The organism is Polluticoccus soli (assembly GCF_029269745.1).
Lineage (GTDB): Bacteria > Bacteroidota > Bacteroidia > Chitinophagales > Chitinophagaceae > Polluticoccus > Polluticoccus soli.
Genome location: NZ_JARJHT010000003.1, coordinates 387,518 through 403,969, shown reverse-complemented (window position 1 = coordinate 403,969; position 16,452 = coordinate 387,518). Strand labels below are relative to the sequence as shown.

17 protein-coding genes are annotated in these 16,452 nt (G+C 47.6%); 3 read left to right on the top strand and 14 right to left on the bottom strand.

The window, feature by feature from the left end; translation table 11 throughout:
• Positions 1 to 15: 15 nt before the first annotated feature.
• Positions 16 to 1,953 (top strand): PAS domain S-box protein, encoded by a 1,938-nt coding sequence (locus P2W83_RS18160; protein WP_276135199.1) that lies wholly within the window; start codon positions 16 to 18, stop codon positions 1,951 to 1,953.
• Positions 1,954 to 2,091: 138 nt separating this feature from the next.
• Here P2W83_RS18160 and P2W83_RS18155 read toward each other — a convergent pair whose 3' ends face one another.
• The 10 genes from P2W83_RS18155 to P2W83_RS18110 all read right to left on the bottom strand — a co-directional run bounded on the left by P2W83_RS18155 (position 2,092) and on the right by P2W83_RS18110 (position 12,094).
• A complete protein-coding gene (locus tag P2W83_RS18155; protein WP_276135198.1) occupies positions 2,092 to 4,806 on the bottom strand; it encodes a T9SS type A sorting domain-containing protein in 2,715 nt (904 codons plus the stop codon).
• 429 nt (positions 4,807 to 5,235) lie between these two features.
• Positions 5,236 to 5,685, bottom strand: coding sequence for a hypothetical protein (locus P2W83_RS18150; RefSeq protein WP_276135197.1), 450 nt, complete (start codon positions 5,683 to 5,685; stop codon positions 5,236 to 5,238).
• Positions 5,686 to 5,777: 92 nt separating this feature from the next.
• Entirely contained in the window at positions 5,778 to 6,383 is a 606-nt protein-coding gene (locus P2W83_RS18145) for a rhomboid family intramembrane serine protease (RefSeq protein ID WP_276135196.1), read from the bottom strand.
• Between the two features lie 8 nt (positions 6,384 to 6,391).
• Positions 6,392 to 7,414, bottom strand: a complete 1,023-nt coding sequence (locus tag P2W83_RS18140; protein WP_276135195.1) for a DUF2167 domain-containing protein — start codon at positions 7,412 to 7,414, stop codon at positions 6,392 to 6,394.
• Positions 7,415 to 7,551: 137 nt separating this feature from the next.
• Positions 7,552 to 8,205: a hypothetical protein gene (locus P2W83_RS18135; protein ID WP_276135194.1), complete on the bottom strand. Its 654-nt coding sequence runs from the start codon at positions 8,203 to 8,205 to the stop codon at positions 7,552 to 7,554.
• An 85-nt stretch (positions 8,206 to 8,290) separates the two neighbouring features.
• On the bottom strand, positions 8,291 to 8,860 hold the full coding sequence (locus P2W83_RS18130; protein ID WP_276135193.1) for a hypothetical protein: 570 nt from the start codon (positions 8,858 to 8,860) through the stop codon (positions 8,291 to 8,293).
• A 23-nt stretch (positions 8,861 to 8,883) separates the two neighbouring features.
• Entirely contained in the window at positions 8,884 to 9,453 is a 570-nt protein-coding gene (locus P2W83_RS18125) for a hypothetical protein (RefSeq protein WP_276135192.1), read from the bottom strand.
• A 110-nt stretch (positions 9,454 to 9,563) separates the two neighbouring features.
• The gene (locus P2W83_RS18120; RefSeq protein ID WP_276135191.1) at positions 9,564 to 10,616 is read right to left on the bottom strand and encodes a methyltransferase family protein; all 1,053 of its coding nucleotides are present in this window, start codon (positions 10,614 to 10,616) and stop codon (positions 9,564 to 9,566) included.
• 40 nt (positions 10,617 to 10,656) lie between these two features.
• Positions 10,657 to 11,211, bottom strand: a complete 555-nt coding sequence (locus tag P2W83_RS18115; RefSeq protein ID WP_276135190.1) for a hypothetical protein — start codon at positions 11,209 to 11,211, stop codon at positions 10,657 to 10,659.
• 196 nt (positions 11,212 to 11,407) lie between these two features.
• On the bottom strand, positions 11,408 to 12,094 hold the full coding sequence (locus tag P2W83_RS18110) for a LuxR C-terminal-related transcriptional regulator (protein ID WP_276135189.1): 687 nt from the start codon (positions 12,092 to 12,094) through the stop codon (positions 11,408 to 11,410).
• A 254-nt stretch (positions 12,095 to 12,348) separates the two neighbouring features.
• Here P2W83_RS18110 and P2W83_RS18105 point away from each other — a divergent pair, with 254 nt between their 5' ends.
• On the top strand, positions 12,349 to 12,723 hold the full coding sequence (locus P2W83_RS18105; RefSeq protein WP_276135188.1) for a hypothetical protein: 375 nt from the start codon (positions 12,349 to 12,351) through the stop codon (positions 12,721 to 12,723).
• 95 nt (positions 12,724 to 12,818) lie between these two features.
• On the opposite strand, the gene P2W83_RS18100 is transcribed toward P2W83_RS18105, so the two are convergent.
• Positions 12,819 to 13,016, bottom strand: coding sequence for a hypothetical protein (locus tag P2W83_RS18100; protein WP_276135187.1), 198 nt, complete (start codon positions 13,014 to 13,016; stop codon positions 12,819 to 12,821).
• A gap of 293 nt (positions 13,017 to 13,309) precedes the next feature.
• Here P2W83_RS18100 and P2W83_RS18095 point away from each other — a divergent pair, with 293 nt between their 5' ends.
• The gene (locus P2W83_RS18095; protein WP_276135186.1) at positions 13,310 to 13,699 is read left to right on the top strand and encodes a response regulator; all 390 of its coding nucleotides are present in this window, start codon (positions 13,310 to 13,312) and stop codon (positions 13,697 to 13,699) included.
• A 10-nt stretch (positions 13,700 to 13,709) separates the two neighbouring features.
• Here P2W83_RS18095 and P2W83_RS18090 read toward each other — a convergent pair whose 3' ends face one another.
• The 3 genes from P2W83_RS18090 to P2W83_RS18080 all read right to left on the bottom strand — a co-directional run bounded on the left by P2W83_RS18090 (position 13,710) and on the right by P2W83_RS18080 (position 16,441).
• Entirely contained in the window at positions 13,710 to 13,883 is a 174-nt protein-coding gene (locus P2W83_RS18090; RefSeq protein ID WP_276135185.1) for a hypothetical protein, read from the bottom strand.
• A gap of 110 nt (positions 13,884 to 13,993) precedes the next feature.
• Positions 13,994 to 15,682 carry a hypothetical protein gene (locus tag P2W83_RS18085; RefSeq protein ID WP_276135184.1) on the bottom strand — a complete coding sequence of 563 codons (1,689 nt, stop codon included), beginning with the start codon at positions 15,680 to 15,682 and terminating at the stop codon, positions 13,994 to 13,996.
• Positions 15,683 to 15,709: 27 nt separating this feature from the next.
• Positions 15,710 to 16,441, bottom strand: coding sequence for a heavy-metal-associated domain-containing protein (locus tag P2W83_RS18080; RefSeq protein WP_276135183.1), 732 nt, complete (start codon positions 16,439 to 16,441; stop codon positions 15,710 to 15,712).
• Positions 16,442 to 16,452 lie beyond the last annotated feature (11 nt).

Sequence of the window (16,452 nt, the reverse complement as noted above, 5' to 3'; positions counted from 1 at the left end):
TAATTGAACGAAGGTATGCGGAGCATTTTCAAAAAGACGGAGTCAATGTATAAGGTGTACGCGGTCATCATATTTGTGGTGCTGCTTGTCATCACCCAGCTGCTGGTATACCAAAAATACAAGATCAACCGTGCAAAAGAGCGCACCGCCCTTGAGCAGGAGCTGGAGGATGTGGCGGAAGAGTTTCAGACCGTGCTTCGTCACAATATATCGTCGGCCAATACAATAGCCATGTTGTATGCCCAGGATAGTACGCTGTCGTGGTTTGACAGTACCGCCAGGAATCTCATACACTTAAACCCCGCGCTGGACCTGGTAGAGTTCCTGGACTCGTTTACCACCACGCATATTTATCCGCTCAAAGGTTACGAGTTCTACCTCGGCAAAGATCCGCTGGAAGACCCCGTGCGACGTGCTGAGACCATGCTGGCGGTGCAGAAAAAAGACCTGCGTTTTGCGGGCCCCTTCCCGATGCGGAATTCAAACGAAAAGGGCATAGCGGGCCGGCAGGCAATATTTTTTGACGGAAGGTTTATCGGTATCGCGGTAGTGGTATCGAAATTGTCGACCATACAACGCGTTATTCCTGAATTTCAGAACAAAGACCAGAAGTTCGTCTTCCAGTTGTCGAAGGTGAACGTAGCAACGAATAAACGAGAGTATTATTTTGACGGGTACAAGCCCCGGGGTAATATGGTAGATTCTGTATTCATACCCGGCGAGGACTGGACACTGCATGCGGCTTATGCAAAAGGTTATAGCTCCGCTTTCGGTATTTGGATACTTGCTCTGTTTGGAATACTGTTCAGTGCAGCAGGGGCGGCATTTGTATACTTCAGGACCCATGCAACAATGCGCCTTGAAGAAACCGTGAAGGCGAAAACACGCGTTCTGCATGAGCGGATGAAAGAACTGTCTGCGATATACCAGATCAGTGAAGTGCTGAAGGATGAGCGACAGAGTGTAGAATCCGCCTTTACCAAGGTGGTGAATATCATTCCTGTGGGCTGGCAGCATAGCGATGCCTGTGCCGCAAGGATCTCGGTTGGTGAGGAGGTGTATGCCACTGATAACTGGGTGGATTCGCCGTACCTGATGCGGACACCGCTGCAGTTTGTAGATGGACGTAAAGGTTATGTCGAAGTGATCTATTGCCGGGAAGAGCCACCCGAAGACGAAGGGCCATTTGTGACCGGTGAGCGCGATCTCCTCAACTCGCTGGCAGAGATGCTGATGCTGTTTTACAATAAAAAGTTCAACGGAGAAAGAGTGGCGCGGTCGGAGGCTAAAATGCGCTCTATGATCGAGGCAACACCCGTGCCGCTAATGCTTTGCGATAAGGACTTGAATATCTTATCGATCAACAGCATCATGACGAAGCGGTACCATGCCATGACAGAGCTGGACATGAAAGTGGGTGATAACTTCATTGAAGTACTGAAGCCGGAGCGGAGGGAAGATGTACGCGCGCTTTTCAACCAGGTGATGATCGATCTTGAGCCTGTATCGTATGAAGCTGTCTATGATACTCCTCACGGTCAAATATACCTGCACGTGATCGTGACGCCGGTAACAAGCAACGCAGAGCCTATAGGCGTGTGTACCGCCATGCACGATGTTACTAAACGCAAGCAAAGAGACAAGGAGAACCGGAAGGTTATTCACGACCTGATGCGGGAGCTGTCCCGCATTGTGGAGTATGCCCGGGAGCTGGCGCAAAAAATGCATGAGCCGTTGGCCAACATATCCGGTTCGTTAACTCGTGCCTCGGAAGAAAAGAATGAACAGGAGCGCGCAACTATGCTGGAAGAAGTCAAAACAACTGCGAGAAATACTAATAAAATGATCGGCGAACTGGAGATGGCAATGAAGAATAGGGAAGATATAGAAAATGGAGAAGATACAGAAGATACAGAAGATGGTGAGGATAGAGAAGTATCTGACAGTGCGTAAAAAGCAGTGCGCCCGCTACAACTGAAGTAGCAGGCGCAAGCTAATTTGAATGGCGTGGAAACGCTTTCCGTGTTATCTGTTTATGATCTATGTACTAAAAAAGGTTTATCAAGGTTGGTTTCATAGTGATAGGGTCTGTTATTGGTTGATAGTTAGTTTTCTTGTAGATAATTCAACACCATCTTTTGAGATAGCAATGAAATAGTTGCCCGGCGCCAAAACTCCTGCCTGTAGTTTTTTCACCAGCGAATGACCAACGTGCTGGTAAGTTTCGTTGTAAACGATCCTTCCCTGTATGTCAACGATCCTGAAGTTGTAGTTGCCGGCAGCAGCATTAGGCATACTGATGTTAATGTTTTGAGCATTGGTTGGGTTGGGGTATATAGTTACATCGTTTACAACCGGATCTTTAACAGATACAGGTGCCGCACTCAAGGCTATGTAGAACCTGTCTGGTGCAAAAGAGGCAGAGTCTGCATTTATCCTGAAGTCAACATTGGTTGGCAGGACCATACTAAACCACTGTTCGGTTTGCAGGTACCTGTCTATGAGCCTGGCTTTTACGTTCGTAGTATTGAATGAAGGTGTAATAGTAAAGCGATACACGTCGTTGGCACGCAGCTTCCACATTTTCAATGCAACGGTATCATTTTCTGAAACACCTGGGCGAGCCTCGAGAGCCAATGTATTATCGTCGCTCACTATCGCCAGGTTCTCACCTGCGTTCACTGGTTTTTGTGCATCATTGTCGTCAACTCCTTTTGCATAGCTATTGTCGAACAGTATGAACGCGCCGTCGGCCGGGCTTAATGTTGTCCCGTTTTTCAGGTAGCTAAGCTGTATGTGCAACTTATCGCTGTTTACCGCTGGTTTAAATCCATTATTGCTGGCGCCATCTGTCTTGTGTGCTTCGCGTAGTGTTAAGCTGCCCGTGCCACCTGTTGCCATTACAAAGAAGCCCATGCCCATCGGAATGGTGGAGTTTGGTCCCGAATAACAGCCACCGGTAATTGAGGGCGTAAATCCTGATGCATTGTCAAACAGCACATATGCACCTGTTCCATAGCTGCCGTTCGACCTTGGATCCCATAACCAAAACCTGTTTCCCATGTTTACCCTGTCTGAAGCAGACATCAAACTAAAATCTATGGCCGACGGATAGGGGTTGCCCAACACCATCAGCTTATTCTCTTGTACAGTGATAGTTGGTTGGTCGCCCTGCGCCAGCGTCCCTTTCGATCTCAAGGTCGTTGTGGTTGCTCCGTTTGTACTTGAGCCTGGTAAAACGCTGCGGTCGCCACGTATGAAAAGGAAATATGCGCGCTCGCTCGACAGTGCTTTTGTATTGGTGTTGGTAACCGGCGATGTGTTAAGGCTTTGATTGCTCACGTCCCAGGTCAAGATGGAACTGGAAGGCATAACGGCGTCGAATCCGTTTGTAGTGCTATAGCTTGAATTGCAGGTGATGATCGTGCCATAACCGGGATTAGGATTGCTATTAATGCTTGTGGCGCCTTCCTGCCAGGCATCACGAATAGTTTGAGAGCCGGATGTTACCGGTGCCAGCAACCGCCAGGTGCGGAGATTGCCCGGCATTGTAGGTATGTAACGTTCAACAGTTACATCGCCCGAGATACTGCCGGCAACGCATTCCGCTACGCGTGCTGTTCCGGTACTGGTGCTTTTCAGTGTAAGGAATCCGCCAGTGGTCAGCGTGCCAGAGAATCGCCTAAGTTCACCGGTAAAATTGGTTGGTCCTGCCAGGGTAACACCTGCAGCGTTGCCAAATGCAAGGTCTTTTACGGTATTTGTTTCAAATGTGTTTGCCGGTAATGTCTGTGCTCCCGAGGTGCCGTTCAGGGCAACTGCACCGTTGGTTGCTTTCATATAGCCGCCGGAAAGCAAATAGATCGGACCTGCGATCTCCACTCTACCAGTTACAGACACATAACCATTATCCAAGGTCAGGCATTTGCATTTTCCTGTGTCGCTTGCAGCGATAGTTGGCTTGTTGGTGGCGTTGCCTACGTACACATGTTTGGTTGAATCTGGCACAACGGCAGGGCTCCAGTTGCCGGGAGTTTTCCAGTCGCTGTTGGTAGATCCGGTCCATATAGCCGGATTAGCAGGTGTAAGAGAAACTTCATTGCTGATCTGTATCGCTCCATCGCTTTGTACGATCAGTGCACGGTAAATATTGGTACCGGTATCCGCCGCTGTCACTGGATTTATTGTTAAGCTTGTACCGGTTGCACCGGCGATATTCACACCATTTTTCTGCCACCTGTATGTAACAGTTCCAGCCGCAGCGGTTGCAGCAACAGTGAATGTGGCTGAAGAACCTATGCAAACACTCTTGCTTTGTGGTTGCGTAGTTACCGTAGGCTGAGATATTGCAACATCACTGGCAAATGAACAAGTGTACAGTAGCGCATTGGTTTGAGGGTTTACAAATATGAGCGAATATTTTTTTCCGGTAGGAAGGTTGACAGATCCGTAAAAGCAATAACTAGCCTTGTAGTTGGAGCCGTTTATGTTGATGGGCGAAGCAGGCCCGGCCGTAACTGCTAATTGCGCAGAGTCGGAGTAGAAAGCCTTGATGGCAGGAATCGGGCTTGGACCGGGGATGTCCCACCTTACCTCGAAATTCCCTGCTTTAGTACCGCCGGGAACTGTTGCATAAGAGGTGCCGGTAAAATTGGTGGCGATTGCGTTACCGCTGACGCCTGGGCAACTTGTTGAGCTTGCACTTCCGGATGTGTAATTGTCGATTCTTTGAGGGCATTGGGCGAGGACGTGTCCGCCGGACAGGCACAGCAGTGCCAGAAGCAGGTGAGAGAGTTTGCTTTGCATGTTTTCTGGTTTTGCACGAATGTATGCTCAGCTATCACCGATGTTGAATTTTATAGCACCGCTTTACAATTGCCTAACGGGTCAATAACGGCGCCTTAACATATAAATTGACGCGGCGGAAATAAAGATTTGGTTGTATTGGAGTTAGTGCTGGCATATGGTGATTTTTGAATTTGTTCGGGAAATGTTATGGGATATTGGTGGTGAGATTTCAATCATACAACAATGTTATTATGTATTTCTGTTGTTGACTGAACAGTTTGTAATGCAGAGATGCAACTGCATTTAGGCAATTAGCGGTAGCTATCTCTGCAATAACACTAGCTACCTCTACCGTAACGTTGACTACCTCAACAATAGTGTTATCTCTGCAGTAACGTTGATCATCTCTGCAATAATCTTCGAATATGGAATGCGAGGTGTGAACTTTTAGCGGTGATCGTCGCGATGCGGTGGAACGCGGTTGTTCCGTCGTTCATAGTGCTCCATCAATTGCGGCGGTATATAGCCATGTGGTAGCGGGTGCTTACTGATGAACGCTTTTTCTTTTTGTTCATCAATTGTCGTGTCGCGGATGAGTGCAGTCTTTTGTAGTCCTGCTATGAATGTTGTGACGGTTGTTTCATGTGTATTGCCTCGCAGTAGTCCGAGGTTTTTGCTGCGTACAAAATAGATGACCATGCCTGTGTCTGCTCCGTAGTACGGGTATAGTCTGAATAATTCAGTCTCGTGCAGTGTCTGGAACGAATAGATCTCGTTCAGTCCGCCACGCTTCAGTACAAAGCTTTTGCCATTTACAAATACTACCTGGTCTTCGGCTTGCGCGAAGCATCGTGTGCACGCTAATAGTAAGAAGAGAAATGTTATAGCTGGCTTCATAGCGGTAGATAAAGTTAGCGAATCAGCCGTTATGCGGATGGGAAATGAAAAATGCCGGGCGTTTGCCCGGCATTTTTCATTAATAGCTATTGTTATTTCAGGAAGGGTGGATTCCGTACCTGGTCTAAGAAAATGCTGTAAGACTCCGGTTTTAGTATCAACGTGTACGCGATGCCGTACAGTGCTCCCCACAGGTGTATGCCGTGGCCAATACGCTGTTCGGTTTTGTGCGACATATAGTAAGAGTATATGAGATAGCCCACAGCGAACAGGATGAAATAAATAGGGATGATGAACTTAAGATAGATAACACCCCACGGCTGAAACAACACCTGCGCGAACATGATGGCGGCTACTGCACCACTGGCACCACAAGCACGATACTCCGGATTGTCTTTTTGCTTTGAGTATTCCGTGACGCAGGAAAGCACCAGTGCCGATGTATAGAACAGCAAATATTGCGAGGTAGAGAAGATATGGTTCTCCAGCTCTGTGCCGAAGAAATACAGCGTGAGCATATTGAACAACAGGTGGCCGAAGTCAGCATGTACAAAACCTACGGACACGAAGCGGAAGTATTCCTTCTTGGTCTGGTTCATCTGGTAAGGGTACAGGCATAGTTTTTCGAAAACCACCTCGTTGTTGAATGCAGAAAAGGATGTAATGGCAGTAATGATGATAATAATGATCGTCAGCATGCAGCGTGTTAGCTTTTCGTTTCTTCGTTTGTTTCTGCAGCAATGGTTTCTTCTGCCACTTCGGCTACAGGCGCCAGCTCAGCTACCGGTTCTTCTTCAACAGGCGTAGGCGTGAAAGGTTGTTCTTTCTTTTTGAACAAGCCGGCCAGTTTGTTGCGGAAAGCACCTACCATAGCCATCAGTGCCAGCGCTATCAGTTTGATGTTTTTCAGCAGCAGCGCCAGTATGCCTGCTTTTGCCAGCAGCTTACCTGCAATAAGACCACCGATAGAGTAAGCTGCTACTTTGTCCATAGATGGGTTGAAGTCGCTGTACTTGTTACCATCTGTAAACGCTGCCATCTTCAGCACATTCGGGATGTGGGTGTTGATATCTGCCAGCTGGCTCATACTGCCCACCGCGTTCATGCTCAACACACCTTTGCGGCCCAATATGCGCACGTCGTAATTAAGTGTCAGGTTCTCGGCATCTTCGCCAAATTGTATCTTCTTGGCCCAGTGCAGCACTTTATTGTCATTGTCGTAGTATGGTTTAGCTGCCCAGTCAACTATGTGAACGGATTCATAGCCTTGCTCTTTGCGGGCTTTATTTTCTTCCGCTTCACCGCCTTGCATTTCTTTCAGCAGGTCGTCGTAGTTAATGTCTGCTGCGTCTTCGTCTTTTACAAAGCCATCTTCGTCGTAGGTTACAATAAAGGCCCAGGCACCGGTAGTCGACACTGCAAAATCAGATTTTACGACCATGCCCAGCACATCGGGACGTTCGGGGTTGCCCCAAAGGTCGTGTAGTATGAATTGCGCTTTGTCGGCGGGAATGAATTTGTACGTCTCGGGCAATGTAAGGTTAGCGTATTCTTTCAGCGCTACTTTGCCGTGTTGGTAATTCATAGTGGTTTCTACCGAGTCGAGGTAGAGTTTCCATTGCTGTTCCATGTAGGCGGCGCTGTCTGCTATCTGTGCGCGGCTGTTGAAGGAAAAAAGCAAACAAAGTAGTAGTGTTATCCGGCAGGGGATAGAGTTCCATCTAGTCATATTGATTTGGTTTTAGTGAAAAGGCTAAAGATAATCTGCGGGCGGAGGAAAATCAAGCCCCGTGGGCGTTTGGATGGTTTCTTAGAATAAAAAATGCCGGGCTTTGCCCGGCATTTGAATATGTTTAATGAAACAGTTTAGAAAATATAATCAACACCCAGAGTAAGCGGGAAGGAGAAAATACCACCTTTGTAATTTTCCAGCCCCGAATAATCTGGCTTATGTACATGCATTCCGGGAGCGGCGGATGTATAGCGCATCGCCGCCTCGGCTGAAATGCCCATGCCGTCCATCAGTTTTATGCGAGCACCTGCCTGTAGCCCAGCAGATGGTATGGTGCCATTAACTCCGGCATAGTCGAATGGGACACCAGCGGCGTAAACTTCGTCTTTGCCGGAATTGAAACGTGCGAAACCCGCGTTAATGCCAAAGTATAAGAAAGATCGAACAAGATTCTTTTTGATGTTTAGGAACAAGTATGGGTTGATAACTGGTGAAGAGTATCTGTATTCAATAATGGCTGGAATGCTAAAAACTGCGGGAATCGTTTCTTCTCGTATATAATCTACGCCGCTTACATTACAGCCAACTCCCAGCTGTATTTTGCGCGTGTCTATACCTAGTTTGCCGCCAACTATCATTTGCGGTTTGCTCTCAAAACTGGTGAAGTATTCAGACGACCCGATCGGAGCGGTGTTGTATAGCATTCCCCCCTGCACACCCAACATGAATTTCTGGCTGTAGCCTGCGAATGAACATAGTGTGATCAGTAGTGTGAAAACGGCTCTCATGGCTGCAAAGCTACGATACGCGCGGCTTTCCTGTATAAAAAAACTCCCGCCACGAAGGCGGGAGTCAAATCAAACCACTTATTGGCTAATTAGCGCTCCATTGCGCAGCTGTAAATACATCTGTGCATGGGTTAACGCCGGGGTTCACAAGTATCTGTTTCAACGAGGCAATTGTTTGTCGTGCGTATTCTGCAAAGCCTTCCGCATTCATGTTGCATTTCATGAGTGCAGCTGCGCCGCAAAAGGTGTTTACCTGCGTATCATCGCCACCTTTCTGCGCCAGTTCCATGTACCGCTGGGCCATTTCGCAGTCTTCTTCGTTCTCTTCGTCTTTTACAAAGTCTTCGGCGCTAGGCGCTTTGCCAGAGTAGGTCCAGGTGTGAGCACCGGCACCGTTCTTCAGACTTTGGAAGTGATCAGCATCCACAACATTGATCGTGAAGTTTGAATACTTCGGGTTGGTGTTGCGGTATGTGCCACCTTCGTTGCGATATACGTGGTCGCCAGCCTGGTCTTTCATGTTGATCGCATCACCTTCTTGGTTCACAGTTACGGTAATGTAGCCGTCTTGTGATTTGTAATAACCCGGTTTCAGTGTTTGCGCTTTCATCACGAAAGGCATCATCAGTGTAAGCAGGAAGAATATCTGTTTCATAAATTGAATGCTGTGTTGGTTGATTAATCTCTTACGTATACTTCAACTTTTACATTGCGCGAGTTTACCAGGGCGCCTGTAGATTTATTCGTGTACTTTACTGTCATTGACGTCACTACGTTGTGGAAGGTGTTGGCATCTGCACTCAACAGCTGGTCGCGCATCTCTAGTTTGTAGCGCAGGTAGGTCTCGCCTTTCAGCTCTATCTGGTCAACATATTTTCCCGAAGTGTACACATTGCCTGTTTCGCCGCCTGCATGGCTCACGATAGCGCTTACGCCAGACACGTCGACACTGTATAGCGATGGGTCGTTAGGTACGAGTATTGCCAGGCCATAGTATTCAAAGTCTGATGTAGGCAGTGATGTCTGCATCACGTAATAGTTGTTGTAGTTCACGCTTACACCATCGTCGTACAGTACCAGGTCTTTGGTGTTGATAGAGAAGTTTCCGCCTTCAACGCCCATCTCCCAATATTTGGTAGTGTTAGTTGGTGTTGGTTCAGGATCGTCTTCGTCTTTAGAGCAGGCGCTTAAAAAAGAGGTAAGGATAAAGAGCAGTGCCAATGGCCATGTTAAGCTGAGTTTTTTCATATAATGTCCGTTTTTTCGTTCTGAATAATTAATGATCTGTTTCTACAAATGTCTGACAGGATGTTAGGTTAGAACAGCGTAGTTGTACGTGATCTTTTTACGTATCACTACTAGATAACGCCCGGTATAAAGCGCCATTTTACTTTCTCGCAATAGTCGGCATACTCGGGGTCTGCCAGCAGGTGACGTTCTTCTGTTATGGCGCGCAGGTAGTACACTACCGTCCATACTGCCATACCTGAAATAGCCCACGGATTGCCGGGCAGTATTGGGATCAGTGTCAACCACCAGGCCGTTACTTTGGCTATATATGCCGGGTGCCTAACGAAGCGATAAGCGCCGCCGGTTACAATGCCGCGGTTGGTGAGGTTGCTGCAGCGCGTGCCCAACGATACCGATGCCCATGCATAGATGCCGATGAGCGAAACGACAGCAAGGCGCAGCACGAAAGTGGCACCCGTAGACCCATCGAACCATGCATACATGTTGGTGTATTGCGGGGCTACTTCGCTCAGCACCTGGTTGAATGGAGGATAGCAAATAAGTGCTACTAACCAGCCACTCCAGGTAGGTTCTACAGAACGTATCTTATTGCCCAGTCTGCGCGACTCGAACAGGTAGCCGAATGTAAACAGCGCGGTATCGAGCAAAAAGAAACCGGTAAGCGCCAGCGGAAAGGCGATGTTGTTGAACCACATGAAAAACGTACGGTCCATGCCGGTCTTCACCACACGTTCTATTTCGCGCGCCATGTCTATGCTGTTGCCCACGGTAAACTGCACCATGATGGGGATGAAGAACAACTTCACAACCAGGAACAGGAACTGTGTTTTCCGCTGCTGCGAAACAAACCGCGGTATGGTGAATTGGCCGGTGTTGCTTATGCTGTCGGCCAGCTGCGCCAGCGACGAGAAAAAGATCTGCCCCGGTGAGGTAGCAGTTTCATCATCGCGACGGCTGATGGTGTTGATGATAGACACGATGGTATAGAACGCGGCAATGGCACCGAGCGCCAAACGGGCTTCGTTGCCAATGAAATTCTGGTACCAGGTGTTGTAACTGTACAAGGCAAAGGCGCCCCATATAAGCGCAACATCCGCCAGCAGTAATGAGAGCCAGCGGATGTTGCGTTTAGCAATAAATAAACTTATAGCTGAATACATACTTCAAGATTCATTTACACAAAAGCTATTATTGGTCTTATTAGTCCTGAAGACACATTGTGTTACAGCTTGCACTCACTGTTACAGAACTGTTCCATGTTTGTGTGCCGTCTTCGGCTGAGTAAGAAACAGTACGTGGGCTTGTGTATGTTTTAGTAACACAGCCTGTAGCGCCGCAAGAAGGTGTGCTGCTGTAGTATTGAGTGATCTGGCCCGCATAAGAACCGTCAACATATACGCTGATCGGGTTGCCCTGGAAATCTGACCAGAAAGTCAGTTTGTAAGAGCTACCGCCAGATGAACTTGACGAAGAAGATGATGATCCGCCAGATGAAGATGTAGAACTTCCTGAAGACGAGCCACCAGAAGATGATGTAGAGCCGCCTGAAGATGAGCTGCTACCGCCACCTACATAAGTAGCGCACCATTTGCCGCTGTAGCCTGTCTGGCAAACACAGTCACCATCGGCACAGTAGCCGTTTACGCAGCTCTCGCCGCACGGGTCCTTTTTTTCGCACGACTGGAAGGCTACCAGTGAAGTGAGTACTGCAATTGCCAGCAGCAGGCTTCTGAACTTGTTCGTAAATGTGTACATAGGTATACGTGTTGTGGTTTGTTTCGTACCGGGTCGTGATCTTAGTTATATAGGGGCAATAGCCTGGCTTCTCCCGTTTAGGAGCAGTTTTGCATAGCTTTCGATGATTGATAAAGGAATCTCTGCAAAATTAACAAAACAGTAGGAAGCCCGACAATACTCAGAACTGGGTATTTTGGAATAATTTGGATTAATATTAGATTAAATCGAATGCACGCGCGAACTGCTGCAGCTCGTATAGCGACTGTGTACCCAGCTTGCGTTTTATGTTGCGGCGGTGGGTATCGGCAGTGGCTACAGACATGAACAATTCTGCAGATATCTCCTGGCTGCTTTTACCCAGGGCCAACGCTTTCAACACGCCTTTTTCACGGTCGCCCAGCTTGGAGAATTTCTGGTAGTTGTCGCGCAGGAAGGTATTCTCTTCCAGCAGGCGGTCGACTTTATGTTTTACACTTTCCAGCGGATCGATGGGGACGGCGAATACGATGGTGAGCAGGGGACGGCCTTCATCATCCTGCATTAGTATTTTGATGGATGTATTGTACCACCTGAAATTACCATCTTTTGACCTTACCTGCTGAAAGAAGGTGACTGAATCGTCGGGCGAGTTCTTTTCCAGGTATTCAAAAACCTTGGGTGCATAGTCGTTCAGGTCTTCGATATTGAAGAAACGAATGTAATACTCCTCGAGAGTGAGTTTTGCCATGTCCTCCCAGTTCGCACCCAGGATGTTCAGGCCCCTGTCGGACATATATAGCAACCGTTGGGTAGCCAGGTTTTGTATGATCACGACGCCCGGGTATTCGTTGGCGGTTGTCTTAATGTTGTTTACTGCGGCGCATATCCTGTCGTCCAGTGCAGTCATCATATTGATAGTCATAATACAGCGTACACAAAATAACCTGTAGTGGTAATAAATACAATGAATTAGATAGTTGCTTTTCTATTAATTTTTGCTATCATTTAGAATACAAAAATCGACCACTGTCAGCTGCACAGCAACCGTATTTCTACTGAAAAATTAAGGCCGATATAATAAAATTTACATATTGTTAAATGTGTTTATGTGTAATGTCTCTCGCTGGCACGGTTTTATAAGTATAGTAGTGAATCGTTTCCTATAAATAGTGATTTATGAAAAAAGTGATGAAGGGCCTGGTAGCAGGCATGTGTGTGATAATAGCAGGTTATACCAATGCTTTCGCCGAAAACAAGCTGACAAATAACGAAATACCCGCAGATAATGCTACAGGAGTAGTTTCCAACCGGCCTAATATGGGTATTAAACTTATAGAAACAAATAATAATCCATTTGCGCAGAAAAACCTCGTGGTGGAAATGCGCGACGTAATGGGAAAATATATATACACCTCAGGTGCGGCAGCAACGGTGAATGGGCAACCAGCTATTGATGTGGATATTCCGCAGCTGGCGAAGGGTGTGTACAGCTATGCAGTGTATGATGAAAAAGACAACATAATCGCCATAGGTAAATATGTTAAAGAGTAAGGGTATGCTCCATGCATCCCACTGTAGACCATACAGAGAGACGTTGCATAAGGCAGCGTCTTTTTTTTGTGGCTGATGATCCACTGTGAAACCAGCTATGACTTTTCGATACCGTCAACTATCTCTTTGGCGATCTCCTCTGCAGCTTCCTTTGATTTTGCCTTGACGATGGCGAATATCAGTTGCCCGTTTGCCTGCTCGTAAAAAACACTCCCGTCGAAATGTGTTTCAGGTTCGGCCTCCGTGACCGATAGTACCTGGTTTTTTAGAAATGTGATCTTGTAAATGTGCATGGCCGTGCTTTATGCCGGCGAAAATAGCAGTGACGTGCATTGCGCGGTAGGGTTAAAAAACAGAAATGTTTCAGCCATCTATAACTGGCTTATACTGACGAGGTCTTCCGCGTATGCATATCTCTTAAATACGTCTTAGAACCGACTGTAAGGCCGTGAAAGCGTGGGTCTTCAAAGTGTAGGGTGGCATTTTTACTTTCGATTGGGGGCCTGGTTTACTTATGTAAAATAAAGGATGAATAAATTTACGTATTATTGTTGCTGTACGACCATCGTTCCTGTTCTTTACCATTATGAATAATATCTTTCGCTACGAGAGAGTCTTGATCATTGACGACAGTAACATAGACAGGTTTGTTGCGGAGAAGATGATCAGGCAAACCTATTTTGCAGAGCACATCCTCACGATGCCGTCGGCGCAGCTGGCGCTCGATTATCTTGGCGTCATCAAGAATGAGGAGAGCTTACCGGACATCATCTTCCTTGATATTAATATGCCCGGAATGACTGGGTTCGAATTCCTGGAACATTACCGGGAGCTGCCGGAGATGATAAGGCAGCAATCGATAGTAGTGCTTAGTTCTACCATCAACCAGAAAGATATAGACAAGGCGATGGCAGATCCTTATGTTATCACCTTTATGGAAAAGCCGGTGAGCGCTGAAAGGTTGCAAATGCTATAAGGCATCTCTTTTATAGCTCAGTCATTTCAACTACCTGCGTAGTAAACTCATCGCTGTTGATGCCGTGCACATGTTTTTGCGACTGCTTATGGTCGCGCGTGTCGTAGTACACGTTGCATTTCGTGCAATGGTTATAGTGCTGTTTTTCGGAATCAGGCAGTTTGTCAAACTCTTCTTTTTTCATAGTGATAGGTTGAGTAGTGCTTAAATAATTGCCCAAAACCCGTGCCGATGGAGCGGCAATAAAAAAAGCCGCAGTATTGCTGCGGCTTCTACGAAGTAGTGTTTAGTATATTATCTCATCAGTGTTGGGTACAATCTCAGGTATACCTGTCCCGACATAGGGTTGTTGCCATAAATAGGATCGAGTTTTTCAGGCGCTATATATAGCGAAGCTTGCGTTCCTGCTGCTATGCGGATGACGCCAAGATGGAACAGGTCGTAAGCAAGACCTAACGTGAGCGCATTGACGGGGAAGATATCGTGATGATCGAAGTTGGGCTCTTCAAGTCCTAACTCTTCTGCAGATTTTTGTATCCATTCATAACGCGTGTACACATTCAACCTGTTGACAGCGTACGATGCTTCGAGCAGGGCAGCATTCTCGCCGTCGAGCTGTGTTTTTTTGTTTAGTCCCCATAGGGCAGTAACGTTGAGCAGGTTGCCTCGCACTACATTACTATAAGTAGCCGATGCGGTGGTACGGTTTACGTCCTGGCCGGGGTGTGTTGTCTCGGGCTCCTTTACAAAGCCATGGCCTACATGAAATGCCCAGTTGTTGGATGGGTTGAACGACAGCCTTCCGCTCCAGGAATCGAAACGTGGTTTATCAAAATTATATCTGTCCTCATCCGGCTCGCGGCCGGTGAACGAAGATCCTTCGAGCTTGAACTTGCCTACACGTACACCCAGCGTCGCTACACCAAAGGTGATATGTGTAGCATCATTCCAGTGGTGGCTGATGGGTGCATCGGGGTTGGGCATAGCAGAAGGGCGGTGCATGAAGGCTACAGAGCCCAAAGCAGGCTCTCCGGGATAACCTACGTACACAAAGGCATCTACTTTTTTGCTGAAGGCGTGTGCATAGCTCACCGCCAGTTCAGAGAATAGGTCATGCGGGTGCTGTCGGTCTATCAGCGGTTTGCCTTTCCATGTTTCACCAGACTGGAATAACAACGGGTAACCTTCTCCACCCACTATCGGTGCATCTAGCGAGAACATAGTACTGAAGTGGAACAGGCCACGTTTGCCCACTTTGCGCTGGCCCATTGCCATGAACCAGTTGGGTGCATCAAATTTGGAATCGCCACGGGTACCGTTATCAAACAGGTCTGTTTTTACATAGCGCACAAAAACATTTCCATGCAACATGAACATCCATTTCTTGGTGTGGTACATCTTACCATACATGGGTGATTCGTCGGGCAGCCAACCGGTACCCGAGCCATTGCGGTTCATAGGCAGGTTGAGCGAGTAGGCATGACTCATGCTACTCATGTCGTGATCGCCGTGCATGCCGCCCATATCGTGTTGCATTGACGAATCAGCTTCCATGTTCATCTCATGACCTTTGTGCGTAGTGTGGTCGTGCTCCTCCATGTCGTGTTGCATGGTAGTGTCGGCCGCGTGCATGTGTTCACTGTGGTCGTGTGTTGGTGTGGTATCCACAGGTTGCTGCATGTGCATACTATGATCTGTTGCAGGTTTAGCTGCAGGTTGCATATGCATGCTGTGATCGTGTTGCTGCGTTGGAGTGGCTTTGGGTGCGACTGCTTTTTGGGGAGCTGTGGCAGCCGCTTTTTTTGCAGGCTTCTTTGTTGTAGCGGCCTTAGCCGGAGTCGCTTTTTTAGCAGGCTTTTTGGTAGCGGCTGGTTTCGGCGCAGGAGCAGCCTTCTTCGGCGGTTGTTGCATATGGTGCTCATGCTGAGCCGTAGCAGCCATCGAGAAAGCAAGCAGGAATACCAGGAAAAACAATTGTTTCATCTTGATGCGTTATTGTTCGTCAAAGGGTTATAGCAATACCAGCATTATAGCACTCATTGCCACCATCAGCAGGTCTTCAAACAAAGTGACTTTGCTGAGTGGCAGTTTAATTACCGTACCAAGACAAGCGCACTGGAAAGGTGTTTTCTTCAGCAGGCTTTGTACTACACCTATGGTGCTCACACCCATTACTACCAGCGTCACCGCATTAGTTATCATCGGGTTGAAGCTTGTAAGAAAAGCAGCACCCAAAGCCAGCTCAACAAAAGGATAGATGAAACCCCAGGCGGGAACTGCTTTAGCCACTACGTCGTACGTGCGGTAACCCTCGGCAAAACCTTTCAGGTTCATGAGCTTGAAGAAAGAGAATACCACAAAGAAGCCCGCCATGAAGTGGCTCATCCATTGCATCAGGTGAAAACCGCCCTGCGCAGCCTGTACCAGTAGCGTGACACCAGTGATGTAGCCGAATATCAGGAAGATGGGAAAATAGGAGTTGGTGGTTGCTGCTGTGTCATCTGCGGTCGTGGTATGATGCATTGAAGTGTCCGCTTCTGATATCTTATAATTTTCGCCAGCGTTACTAATGGCGTGTTGCAGTACGGAAGTAGGGATGTGTTTTTGCATAGTAATGGTAGCCTGTGGCGCTTGCAGCTGCAGGTCTACGCTCAGTATATCGCCCAGCTTCAGCAGCTCGCTTTTTACCTTGGCTACACAGCCGTAGCAGGTCATATTGCTGATGTTGTATGTATGTGTCATCGCTAAAAGAT

What these genes read in the sequence shown, in the direction of transcription:
- P2W83_RS18095 (WP_276135186.1), top strand. Translation starts at nt 13,310, where the DNA reads ATGAATAATATCTTTCGCTACGAGAGAGTCTTGATCATTGACGACAGT.
- P2W83_RS18120 (WP_276135191.1), bottom strand. Translation starts at nt 10,616, where the DNA reads ATGTATTCAGCTATAAGTTTATTTATTGCTAAACGCAACATCCGCTGG.
- P2W83_RS18100 (WP_276135187.1), bottom strand. Translation starts at nt 13,016, where the DNA reads ATGCACATTTACAAGATCACATTTCTAAAAAACCAGGTACTATCGGTC.
- P2W83_RS18160 (WP_276135199.1), top strand. Translation starts at nt 16, where the DNA reads ATGCGGAGCATTTTCAAAAAGACGGAGTCAATGTATAAGGTGTACGCG.
- P2W83_RS18125 (WP_276135192.1), bottom strand. Translation starts at nt 9,453, where the DNA reads ATGAAAAAACTCAGCTTAACATGGCCATTGGCACTGCTCTTTATCCTT.
- P2W83_RS18135 (WP_276135194.1), bottom strand. Translation starts at nt 8,205, where the DNA reads ATGAGAGCCGTTTTCACACTACTGATCACACTATGTTCATTCGCAGGC.
- P2W83_RS18155 (WP_276135198.1), bottom strand. Translation starts at nt 4,806, where the DNA reads ATGCAAAGCAAACTCTCTCACCTGCTTCTGGCACTGCTGTGCCTGTCC.
- P2W83_RS18085 (WP_276135184.1), bottom strand. Translation starts at nt 15,682, where the DNA reads ATGAAACAATTGTTTTTCCTGGTATTCCTGCTTGCTTTCTCGATGGCT.
- P2W83_RS18090 (WP_276135185.1), bottom strand. Translation starts at nt 13,883, where the DNA reads ATGAAAAAAGAAGAGTTTGACAAACTGCCTGATTCCGAAAAACAGCAC.
- P2W83_RS18110 (WP_276135189.1), bottom strand. Translation starts at nt 12,094, where the DNA reads ATGACTATCAATATGATGACTGCACTGGACGACAGGATATGCGCCGCA.
- P2W83_RS18150 (WP_276135197.1), bottom strand. Translation starts at nt 5,685, where the DNA reads ATGAAGCCAGCTATAACATTTCTCTTCTTACTATTAGCGTGCACACGA.
- P2W83_RS18140 (WP_276135195.1), bottom strand. Translation starts at nt 7,414, where the DNA reads ATGACTAGATGGAACTCTATCCCCTGCCGGATAACACTACTACTTTGT.
- P2W83_RS18080 (WP_276135183.1), bottom strand. Translation starts at nt 16,441, where the DNA reads ATGACACATACATACAACATCAGCAATATGACCTGCTACGGCTGTGTA.
- P2W83_RS18145 (WP_276135196.1), bottom strand. Translation starts at nt 6,383, where the DNA reads ATGCTGACGATCATTATTATCATCATTACTGCCATTACATCCTTTTCT.
- P2W83_RS18105 (WP_276135188.1), top strand. Translation starts at nt 12,349, where the DNA reads ATGAAAAAAGTGATGAAGGGCCTGGTAGCAGGCATGTGTGTGATAATA.
- P2W83_RS18130 (WP_276135193.1), bottom strand. Translation starts at nt 8,860, where the DNA reads ATGAAACAGATATTCTTCCTGCTTACACTGATGATGCCTTTCGTGATG.
- P2W83_RS18115 (WP_276135190.1), bottom strand. Translation starts at nt 11,211, where the DNA reads ATGTACACATTTACGAACAAGTTCAGAAGCCTGCTGCTGGCAATTGCA.